Source organism: Paracoccus sp. UBA5162, from assembly GCF_002413585.1.
Lineage (GTDB): Bacteria > Pseudomonadota > Alphaproteobacteria > Rhodobacterales > Rhodobacteraceae > Paracoccus.
Window position 1 is genome coordinate 1 of record NZ_DHXG01000064.1, and the last position, 10621, is coordinate 10621.

Here is a 10621-nt window from a genome sequence, read left to right on the forward strand (position 1 = left end):
TGGCGGCTGTGCGAACAGGCGGTCGTGCGTGTCCGCGAACTGGAAAACGAAATCGGCTGCTTCTTCGACCGGGTCGCGGACGGCTCGCTGCATCACAAGGCGTTCGCGGGACAGACGGCCGATCGCACGGTGCACAAGGGCGATCTGACCGGGATCGAGATCATCAACCGGCTGATGGAACAGGTTCTGGCCCGCCCGATCGAAAAGCTTCAGGAGCATCGCGCCGTCGGACTGATCCCGACCAAGGATGGCTCGGCCCTCGCCGGGGTCCTGTTCATCGACATGCGCAGCGGAAAGTTCCGCTTTGTCCGCGCCAGGACGGTGCTGATGGCAACGGGTGGCGGCCCCACCATGTACAAATACCACACGCCCTCGGGCGACAAGACGATGGACGGGCTTGCAATGGCGCTGCGCGCGGGGCTGCCGCTGCGCGACATGGAGATGGTTCAGTTCCATCCGACCGGGCTGCTGGCCGGCGACCATACCAAGATGACCGGCACCGTTCTGGAAGAAGGGTTGCGCGGCGCGGGCGGGCATCTGCTGAACGGCAACGATCACCGGTTCATGTACGATTATGACACCCGCGGCGAACGCTCGACCCGCGACGTGGTCAGCCGCGGCATCTATTCGGAGATGCGCAAGAACAATTCATCGCCCAATGGCGGGGTGTTCATCTCGATGGCGCATCTTGGCCCCGACATCGTTGCGAAGAAGTTCAAGGGCATGGTCCAGCGCTGCGCCGATTCGGGCTTCGATCTTGCCGGCGGCAAGGTGGAGGTGGTGCCGACCGCGCATTATTTCATGGGCGGCGTCGTTGTCGATGTCGATACCCGCACGGCCATGGAAGGGCTGTATGTCGCCGGCGAGGATGCGGGCGGGGCGCATGGATCGAACAGGCTGGGCGGAAATGGCGTCGCCAATTCGACCGTCTATGGCGGTATCGCGGGTGACGTGATGGGCCGCGACATTCGCGCCATGACGGCACTGCGCGATCCGGATGAGAATATCCTGTCGGCCGAGATCGAGCGCGCGCGACGCCCGTTTGGCAAGCCTGTCGGCAATGTCCAGAACCTGCGCCGCGTATTGCAGGACGCGATGTGGGACGATGTCGGCGTCATGCGGACCGAACAGGGATTGATCAGCGGCCTGAAAAAGATCGCGACGGTCGCCACCGACCTGCAGGATATCGGCGTCGATCCGTCCAACCTGGCGTTCAACCTGACCTGGCACGACTGGCTTAACCTGGCATCGCTGGTCGACGTGTCCGAAGTCATCGCCGAGGCTGCCCTGGCGCGCGAGAATTCGCGAGGCGCGCATTTCCGCGAGGATTTTCCCGATCAGGGAGATCTGGAAACCTCGTATTTCACGGTGGCGCGGAAAACCGCCGAGGGGCTGCGCGTATCGCGCGACCCGGTCCGGTTCACAATCGTTCGGCCGGGCGAAACCGTGCTGCCCGAGGGCGAGCCCGAGACGCTGGTGCAGGCGGCCCGGTAAAGGAGACGATCCATGATTTCCATAGACCTCATCGAATCCACCGCCGAAGTGCTGATGGACAAGGCGGCCATCGAGATCCCGCAAGACTATCTCGATGGGCTTGAAGCCACGGCCAGTGTCGAGGACGGCGATCTGTCGTCCTTCGTTCTTCAAGCCATGCTGGAGAACTACAAAGCCGCAAAGGAGGATCGTCGCGCGATGTGCGGTGATACGGGGTGCCCGCGCTGGTATGTCAAGATGGGCAACGAGGCGCAGATCGAGGGCGGTCCCGTCGCATTGGAAGAAGCCCTGCGTCGGGCGACGGCGACCGCGACGAACGGCGTTCCGCTGCGCCCCAACCGGGTCCATCCGCTGTGGCGTACCGATCACGACAACAATGTCGGTATCAACGCGCCCGAGATCGAATACGGTTTCGAGCCGTCAGCCCCCGGCCAGGGCGACTGGATCGACCTGACGACCGTGCACAAGGGCGGCCTGTTCGGCACCGATTACCGGATGCTGTTTCCATCCGACGGGATCGAGGGGATCAAGCGGTTCTATCTGGACAGTCTTGTCGCCTTCGGCAAACGCGGTCTGGCCTGCCAGCCGGCGATCATCGGTATCGGGCTGGGCGGCTCGAAGGATACCTGCATGGTGCTGGGCAAGCGCGCCGCCTGCCTGCGCACCGTCGGCGACCGCAACCCCGACCCCAGGATCGCCGAGCTGGAGATGGAGTTCAAGGAACTCGGCAACTCGATCGGCATGGGCGCCATGGGTTTCGTCGGCAAGTCGATGGTCGTCGATTGCCATATCGAGGTTGGCTATTGCCACACCGGCGGGATGCAGATGAGTGTTCACGCCTTCTGCCTGTCATCCCGGCGGGCCTGCGCGCGGGTCCATGCCGACGGGCGGGTCGAACACCGCACCGATCCGCAATGGTTCACCCCGTTTCAGCGCCGCGAGACGGTCGAATGGCCCGCGACCGCGACCGCGGCACAGTAGCATCCGGCACCCGCGCAACCTGACGCGGCCCGATGCGGAAGGCCGCAAGGATCCGGCTGCGAAAAGATGGCTCCAAGCCCCGCGCTTGAAGGAGAAAATGTCATGACCCACAAGATCATTCGCCTTTCGACGACACCGTCGCCCGAAGACCTTGCAGCATTGAAGCTGGGGGACATCGTGCATCTGGACGGCGTGATCTATACCGGCCGGGAAGGTGTCTACAAGCGCGCGATCGAGGAAGGTGTCCCCATCCCGATGGACCTGCCGGCCGAAAGCGCGGCCAATTTCCACTGTGCGCCAGCCGCGGCGCAACGCGACGATGGCAGCTTCGACATGGGTGCCGTGACCGCGACAGCCAGTTTCCGTTTTTCCAGGTGGATCGCGGACTGGTTCCGCATCTCGGGCGCGCGCATCATCATCGGCAAGGGCGGCATGAGCCCGGAAGACTATCGGACCAAATTCGTTCCCAACGGCGCCATCTATCTGACCACCGTCGGCTATGGCACCGGCGCCCTGCTGGGGCGCGGAATCAAGAATGTCAAAGGCCTGCACTGGCGCAAGGAACTGGGCCTGGCCCAGGCGATGTGGGTGATCGAGGCGGAAAACATGGGACCTTTCATCGTCGCATCCGACATCGAGGGCAATTGCCTGTTCGAACGCGAGAACGCGAAGATCGCAGGCGGTCTTGCCAAGGTCTATGAAGGGACGCGCCCCGCCGTCCTCAAGCGGTATGGGGAAACCGATGACAGAACGGACGAAGTCATCGGCTGAGGAAGTCAGCGGTCTGTCCGGCAGTCTGATCCTGCCCGGGGCCGAAGACCATGGCGATCGCCCGGCCCGCGCTGGCATTGTCGCGCTGGTGTCAGGTGTCAGCAATCTTCGTGCCGGCCTGCGGATGTCGCCGAAGGCTTGCCGTTGGTGGCAGGTCCGCCATCGCGGCTCTGGGCCGCGCCGACAGGCATGCCGGCCGCTCTGGATCATTCTTTCCCTTCCGAATGCATGAGGAAACGATGTTTGTCGATGAACGCATCTACACGCTGAACGCAGGAAACGTACCGGTCTTTCTGAAACTTTACGAAGAACAGGGAATGGAGGTTCAGGTTCGCATCCTGGGCAGGATGGTCGGCTACTACTACACCGATTTCGGACCATTGAACCAGATCGTGCATATGTGGGGCTATGAATCGCTTGACGACCGTTTCCAGCGGCGCAAGCAGTTGCAGGCGTCGCCGGAATGGCAGTCCTATGCCAAACAGATGCGTCCCCTGGTCGCGAAGGTCGAGAACAAGCTGCTCGTGCCCGCTCCGTTCTTCAAGGTTCCTGCGTGAACGGCGAATATCTTCTGGTCCTGGTGGCCGGAGCGTTTTCGGGCGGGTTCGTGAACGGGCTGGCCGGCTTCGGAACCGCGCTTTTCACGCTTGGCTGGTGGCTGCAGGTGATGCCACCAACCCAGGCCGTGTCGGTGGTTCTGGTCATGTCGGTCGTCAGCGGGGTGCAGGGGGCAATCCTTGTGCGTCGCGCGATCGAATGGCGGCAGCTGTCCCGGTTCCTGATACCCGCGCTGATCGGTATTCCGATCGGATTGCGCCTTCTGCATCGCATCGACGCCGATTTTCTGAAGTTCATCGTCGCCGGATTCATGATCCTCTATGGTGGCTTCTTCACGCTGCGGCGCGACCTGCCCAGCCTGCGTCGCCCGACCCCGATCATCGACAGCGGAATCGGGCTGGTCGGCGGCTTTCTTGGCGCGGTATCGGGTTTGTCGGGCGCCCTGCCGACGATGTGGATCTCGATGCGAGACTGGACCAAGGAACAGAGCCGTGCCGTCTTGCAGCCCTACAACGTCGTCGTCCTGGGAATTTCGGCAGCGCTGATGGCAATGGATGGCGTCTACGACGCGGCGTCCCTGAAGGTGATGGCCATCGCTTTGCCGGTAACGCTGATCGCCGCGCAGATGGGCCTGTGGACATTCAAGCACCTGAGCGATGACCAGTTCCGGCGCCTGCTGATCGTGATGATGTTCGTGGCCGGGATCGCGATTCCGCTTCGGGACATGGTCTAGACCGCGGTTCCGGGCGGCGTGAACCGGCCGATTTCGACCGCTTCGCGCAGCTTCTGCAAAAGCTGCTCCAGCACCTGCCCCTTCACATTGTCCGACCGCGACAAGAGCCCCAGAACCCGGCGGGGCATGGCCGGGGAAAGGGCAAGGCGCTTCAAGGGCAGGCTGATCGGAGGCGGGACCGCCTGCACCGGAACGATCGAAACCCCCAGATTTGCATAGACCATGCTGGCAATGATATCTAGATTGGCCAGTTCCATGCTTTCCTTGACTTCGATGCCTTGCGACTGCAGCCAGTTTTCGATCATCGTGCCGACCACGGCTTCGCGCGAAAACCGGATGAAGGCATGGCTCCGAAGCAGCTCGATCGGGTCGTCGCTGACAGATTGCCTGGAGGCGAGCAGCACCATGTTCTCTTGGGCGATTTCCTGCCACTCGTGCCGTCGCGGAACCGCCGGCAGACGGGTCAGGATCGCCGCGTCCAGCGCGCCGCGTTCGACCTGCAAGGCCAGTTCCGTGGTCTGGCCCGGCACGACGCGAACCAGCAGCCCGGCATGTTCGGATTTCAGCATGGAAATGACGAACGGAACCAGGCCGGTCAGCGTCGTCGGCACGGCGCCCAGGATCAGTTCGCCGCTGAACGCCGCTTCGCCCGACACGGACAGGACCATGCCGTCATAGGCGGCGACGATCTCGCGCGCCTTTGCGACAAGCGCCTTGCCGACCGATGTCAGCACGGGTGTCCGGCGGGAACGGTCGAACAGAACGACATTCCATTCCTGTTCCAGCGATTTCATCTGCTGGCTGACGGCGGCATGGGTAATGAAGACGGCTTCCGCCGCAGCCGAAAAGGTGCCGTGATCGGCAAAGGCGATCAAGGTTCTCAGGTTGCGAATGGTCATCTTGCGTTTATGAAAGCCGCGCTATCAATAGATTTAATTTGTGTGGCTTTTATAAAGATAATTTTACCGATATTGATTGTCAATCGGCATCGAACCCGTTTCCGGGCTTTGGCAGATCGGGATCGCCGAGCCTTGTCAGCAGGTTGCTGATCTCGGGGCGGCAGGAACCGCAATTGGCGCCGGCGCCAAGCGCCTTGCCGACCGCATCCAGCGTCACCAGTCCTTGCGTCGTGATCGCGCGTACCAGGCTGTTCATGCCGACGGTGGCGCAGGCGCAGACGATCGCGCCCTCGTCCGGCTGGTGGACACCCGGACGGCCGGCCAACAGGTTCGCGTCCATGTCACAGCCAAGCGCCGCAGCGACATGATGGCGCGACAGGGCAACCGGCTCGCCAGAGACGAAAAGCGCCGCCTGCACGCGGCCGTTTCCGGCAAAGGCCAATCGTGCAAGGCCGCGCCGCCGGTCATGCACGGCAAGCGGATCTGATGTCAAAGAGAACAGGTGCTTTGCAAAGGCGGTCCAGTCATCGGGTTCGTGCAGCCCGGCCAGTTCCGCCTGATAGCCGCCAGCCAGGGCCGAGACCGCCCAATATTCGCAATCGGGCCTGATCGGGGCCTGGGATATCGCAAAGCCATACCAGACCGCGCCAAAGGGCCGAATGGCTGCGGGCGACGATTTCAGCGCCGGCTGGCCCGAAACAGCGTCCACCAGCGCGGGTATGGCGCTATTGATGCGCCCCGAAGCCGCTGTCTCGGCGCTCCAATGCATCGGGGCAAAGGGTTGCCCGGCAGCGACGCGGTCGGTGACCAGGACGCGCAGCAGCGCATCTCCCTGCGCTCCGCTGACCCGCGCCAGACTTGCGGGTGACAAGCCAAGCGCGGCGGCGTCGCGAGGATGGATTTCCAGGAATGGCTCGGCCAGATGACGCGAGAGGCTGGGTGAAAGTCCGGTCCGGGTCATGCTGTGCCAGTGATCGCGCACACGGCCGGTATTGAGGCGGAAGGGAAATTCGCCCGTGACCGGCTGCGGCGGGCGCGGCGCGACGGCCACCATGCATCCGCGACCCGAGAAGGTATGATAGCGGCCGTCACCGAAAAAGCGGCCTCCTTGCCGCGCACCAGCACGCGGCCAGAGAAACGGCGTCATCCCGTCATAGGCGGCCCTGCCGATCCCCGCGCAATCGGAAATGTCGAAATCGCTGCCAAGACCGCCGGCGATCCCCGAAAGCGCCGCATATTCGGCGAAGATTTCTGACGGGTGGGACCAGCCGAAGGCGTCGCCCCATCCCATGCGCCGGGCGACATCGGCAATGATGCGCCAGTCGTCGCGCGCCTGCCCCACGGGCGCGAGGCTGGGCCGCTGGCGGCTGATGCGGCGTTCGGAATTGGTGACGGTGCCATTCTTTTCGCCCCATCCGGTCGCCGGCAGCAGGACATCGGCCAGCCGCGTCGTGTCGGTTCGCGCCATGATGTCGGAAACCACGGTAAAGTCACAGCCGGCGATGGCGCGGGCGACCCGGTCGGCGTCGGGCATCGAGACCGCCGGGTTGGTGCACATGATCCACAGCGCCTTGATCCGTCCCTCCTCGACCGCGCGGAACATGTCCACGGCCTTCAGTCCCGGCCTTTCGGCCATGCGCGGCGCATTCCAGAATCGCCGCACGGCGTCGCGGTGGGCGGCGTTTTCGATCTCCAGGTGGCAGGTCAGCATGTTGGCCAGCCCGCCGACCTCGCGCCCGCCCATGGCGTTCGGCTGACCCGTGACGGAAAACGGTCCCATGCCCGGTCGTCCGATCCGCCCCGTCGCGAGATGGCAATTCAGGATCGCGTTGACCTTGTCGGTGCCGCTGTCGGATTGATTGATCCCTTGCGAAAACAGCGTCACGACCTTTTCGCTGTCGCACCACAGGTTCACGAAACGGGCCAGATCCGCGGTCGCCAGCCCGGTCACGGCGGCATCGGTCCGGTTTGCGGCCAGAAGGGCCTGGTCCAGCCCGTCCAGGGCCGGATCGGGCGCGATCAGTCCGCGCCTGTCGATCTCGGCCAGCAGCCTGTTGAACAGGGCGGCATCCGCCCCGGCCGCGATGGGCAGGTGAAGATCGGCGATCTCGCAGGTGGCGGTGCGGCGCGGATCGATCACGACGATTCTGGTGCCGCGTTTCTCGCGCGCGGCCGCCAGTCGCTGGAACAGAACCGGATGGCACCAGGCGAGGTTCGAACCCACAAGGACGACGCAATCGGCCTGATCCAGATCCGCATAGAGCCCCGGCACCGTATCGCTGCCGAAGGCGCGCCGATGCCCCGCGACCGACGAGGCCATGCAAAGCCGTGAATTGGTATCGATATTGGCGCTGCCGATAAAGCCCTTCATCAGCTTGTTGGCGACATAGTAATCCTCGGTCAGCAGCTGCCCCGAGACGTAGAAGGCGACCGAATCCGGACCGTGCCGGGCGACGGTCCGGGCAAAGCGCCGCGCCACCAGGTCCAGCGCCGCGTCCCAGCCGGCCGGGCGCCCGTCGATTTGCGGGGCCAGAAGCCGGCCCCGCAAACCCACGGTTTCGGCCAGGGCGGCACCCTTGACGCAAAGCCTTCCGAAATTCGCCGGATGATCGGGGTCGCCGGCGACGGTCAGGCCGCCTTCCGGTGTCGGTGTCGCCAGCACGCCGCAGCCGACGCCGCAATAGGGACAGGTCGTGCGAACCGCGCCCGCCGGGGAATGCATGTTCATGGCGCGATCTGTCCTTGTGGCGCCAGGACGGCTGTGCGCCGGACGGTCGCAATCGGGCCGCGCGACAGGCCGGACAACCCGCGGTGGCGGGTCGCAGCGATCATCGCGGTGGCGTCGCCGCGCGTGATTTCGCCAATGGAAGGCGTGATCATGGGCTTTCCTTTCAGGCGGCCTTGCCGCGCATGAGGCTTTCGGCGGAAATCAGGATGCGACCGCGTTCCACCCGGACCGGCCAGGTGCGGACCGCCCCCTGATCGGCGCCCCGGGCCGCCCCGGTGGTCAGGTCGAACACCCAGTCATGCAGCGGGCAGGTGACCTGATGGCCATGCACGATGCCTTCGGACAGCGGGCCGCCCTTGTGCGGGCAGCGGTCATCCAGCGCGAAGACGCGGTTGTCGGCGGTGCGGAACAGCGCGACGCAGCCATCGGTGGTGCGGATCAGCCGTGCGCCCTGGGCGGGGATGTCTTCCAGCGATGCGATATCGACATAGCGCGTCATTCGGCGGCCTCCAGGGTCAGATCGGCAAGCGGGGCCCAGCGGGGCGTTTCCGAAGGCGTCGAATGTTCGGCCCAGGGATCGCGGCGATAGACCGACTGGCTGGTCTCGAACCGCTTGACCAGCGCGCGGCGGTTTCGGGGATCATCCACGACCTGCGCGATGACCCAGTCCAGGCCGACCTTGGCGACCCACTTGTAGGGCCGGTCGAGATAACGGGCGTGTTCGCGATAGAGCTGGATGAAGGCGGTGACGATCTCGACCGCCTCGTCCTCGGAGGGGGTCGCGGCCAGATGCTCGGTCTGCTTCACCTCCATGCCGGCGGCGCCGGCGACGCTGATGTTGTAGCCGCTGTCCACGCAGACGATGCCCACATCCTTGCAGGTCGCCTCGGCGCAGTTGCGGGGGCAGCCCGAAACCCCCAGCTTGACCTTGTGCGGTGTCCAGGACCCCCATAGCAGCTTTTCCAGCCGGATCCCCAGCCCGGTCGAATCCTGTGTGCCAAAGCGGCAGAATTCGCTGCCCACGCAAGTCTTCACCGTCCGTAGCCCCTTGGAATAGGCGTGGCCCGAGACCAGCCCGGCCCGGTTCAGATCGGCCCACATCAGCGGCAAATCCTCCTTGCGCACGCCCAGCAGGTCGATCCGCTGGCCGCCGGTGACCTTGACCATCGGCACGCCATACTTGTCGGCCGCATCCGCGATGGCCCGCAATTCGTCCGGTGTGGTGACGCCGCCCCACATGCGTGGCACCACCGAATAGGTGCCGTCCTTCTGGATATTGGCGTGGTTGCGTTCGTTCACGAAGCGCGATTGCCGGTCGTCCCGGTATTCCAGCGGCCATTCGGCCAGCAGATAGAAATTCAGCGCCGGACGGCAGGAACGGCAGCCGCCGACGGACTTCCAGCCAAGTTCCTGCATGACGGCGGGGATGGATTTCAGACCCATCGACCGGATCAGCCGGCGCACATCCTCGTGACTGTGATCGGTGCATTTGCACATTCCGCCGGGCGCGGCGGCGGCAAAGCCATCGCCCAGCGTCAGACGCATCACCTGCTCCACGAGGCTGGTGCAGGTGCCACAGGATCCGCTGGCCTTGGTGCCGGCGCGAACCGCGTCCAGCGTGGTCGCGCCCCCTTGCACGGCATTGACGATGCTGCCCTTGCAGACGCCGTTGCAGCCACAGATTTCCGCCTCAGGCGGCAAGGCTGCAACGGCCGCCATAGGGTCCGGCCTGGACCCTCCCTGGAAGCCGGGACCGAAGATCAGCGTGTCGCGCATCTGCTCGATATCGGTGCCGTCCTTGATCAGCCCGTAGAACCAGTTGCCGTCAGCCGTGTCGCCATACATGACCACGCCGATGACGCGGTTGTCCTGCAGGACCAGCCGCTTGTAGATGCCACGCCCCGGATCGCGGAACACGATATCCTCGCGGCCCTGCGCCTCGGCGAAATCGCCCGCGCTGAACAGATCGCAGCCGGTCACCTTCAGTTTGGTCGCGGTCTGGACCGGGCGGAATTCGGCCGTCTCGCCGGACAGGGTCCGGGCCAGCGCCCGAGCCTGATCGTAAAGCGGCGCGACAAGGCCGAACAGCTGGCCGCGATGTTCCACGCATTCGCCAAGTGCGAAGATGTTCGGATCGCTGGTGCGCAGGCCGTCATCGACGGTGATGCCGCGCTCGACCTCCAGCCGTGCGTCCACGGCGATGCGGGTCTCGGGGCGGATGCCCACGGCCATGCAGACCAGATCGGCGGGATAGACGGTGCCGTCTTCCAGCAGCACCGCCTCGGCCCGGTCGTGACCCAGGATCGCCTTAGTGGCCCCCTTGCAGTGGACGGCGATGCCACGCCGTTCCAGGTCCCGTTGCAGCAGATAGCCCGCCGCAGGATCAAGCTGGCGTTCCATCAGGTGGCCCATCAGGTGAATGACGGTGACCTTCGCCCCGCGCGCAGCCATGCCGGC

General features: G+C 64.7%; 9 protein-coding genes. 5 read left to right on the forward strand and 4 right to left on the reverse strand.

Annotated features, from left to right (window positions below):
• The 5 genes from B4A72_RS09480 to B4A72_RS09500 form a co-directional block, all read left to right on the forward strand.
• Nucleotides 1–1494: L-aspartate oxidase (locus tag B4A72_RS09480; protein ID WP_292978429.1), on the forward strand; the 1494-nt coding region annotated here is incomplete at its 5' end.
• 12 nt (nt 1495–1506) lie between these two features.
• Entirely contained in the window at nt 1507–2475 is a 969-nt protein-coding gene (locus B4A72_RS09485) for a fumarate hydratase (protein ID WP_292952022.1), read from the forward strand.
• 66 nt (nt 2476–2541) lie between these two features.
• On the forward strand, nt 2542–3246 hold the full coding sequence (locus tag B4A72_RS09490) for a fumarate hydratase C-terminal domain-containing protein (RefSeq protein ID WP_335662023.1): 705 nt from the start codon (nt 2542–2544) through the stop codon (nt 3244–3246).
• Nucleotides 3247–3470: 224 nt separating this feature from the next.
• Nucleotides 3471–3803 (forward strand): NIPSNAP family protein, encoded by a 333-nt coding sequence (locus B4A72_RS09495; RefSeq protein ID WP_292952016.1) that lies wholly within the window; start codon nt 3471–3473, stop codon nt 3801–3803.
• Nucleotides 3800–4537 (forward strand): sulfite exporter TauE/SafE family protein, encoded by a 738-nt coding sequence (locus B4A72_RS09500; protein ID WP_292978431.1) that lies wholly within the window; start codon nt 3800–3802, stop codon nt 4535–4537. Before B4A72_RS09495 ends, B4A72_RS09500 begins: the two co-directional genes overlap by 4 nt.
• Here B4A72_RS09500 and B4A72_RS09505 read toward each other — a convergent pair.
• From B4A72_RS09505 to nirB, 4 genes are all read right to left on the reverse strand, one after another.
• The gene (locus tag B4A72_RS09505) at nt 4534–5436 is read right to left on the reverse strand and encodes a LysR substrate-binding domain-containing protein (RefSeq protein ID WP_292952010.1); all 903 of its coding nucleotides are present in this window, start codon (nt 5434–5436) and stop codon (nt 4534–4536) included. The two genes, B4A72_RS09500 and B4A72_RS09505, sit on opposite strands and share 4 nt — an antisense overlap.
• A gap of 79 nt (nt 5437–5515) precedes the next feature.
• Nucleotides 5516–8164, reverse strand: a complete 2649-nt coding sequence (locus B4A72_RS09510) for a nitrate reductase (protein ID WP_292978433.1) — start codon at nt 8162–8164, stop codon at nt 5516–5518.
• 163 nt (nt 8165–8327) lie between these two features.
• Nucleotides 8328–8663, reverse strand: a complete 336-nt coding sequence (nirD, locus tag B4A72_RS09515) for a nitrite reductase small subunit NirD (RefSeq protein ID WP_292952004.1) — start codon at nt 8661–8663, stop codon at nt 8328–8330.
• A partial coding sequence (gene nirB, locus B4A72_RS09520) for a nitrite reductase large subunit NirB (RefSeq protein WP_292978435.1) occupies nt 8660–10621 on the reverse strand: 1962 nt, incomplete at its 5' end. The genes nirB and nirD, both read right to left, overlap by 4 nt.

Coding starts and splice junctions, on each gene's coding strand:
- B4A72_RS09495 (WP_292952016.1), top strand. CDS start 3,471: ATGCATGAGGAAACGATGTTTGTCGATGAACGCATCTACACGCTGAAC.
- B4A72_RS09510 (WP_292978433.1), bottom strand. CDS start 8,164: ATGAACATGCATTCCCCGGCGGGCGCGGTTCGCACGACCTGTCCCTAT.
- B4A72_RS09505 (WP_292952010.1), bottom strand. CDS start 5,436: ATGACCATTCGCAACCTGAGAACCTTGATCGCCTTTGCCGATCACGGC.
- nirD (WP_292952004.1), bottom strand. CDS start 8,663: ATGACGCGCTATGTCGATATCGCATCGCTGGAAGACATCCCCGCCCAG.
- B4A72_RS09490 (WP_335662023.1), top strand. CDS start 2,542: ATGGCTCCAAGCCCCGCGCTTGAAGGAGAAAATGTCATGACCCACAAG.
- B4A72_RS09485 (WP_292952022.1), top strand. CDS start 1,507: ATGATTTCCATAGACCTCATCGAATCCACCGCCGAAGTGCTGATGGAC.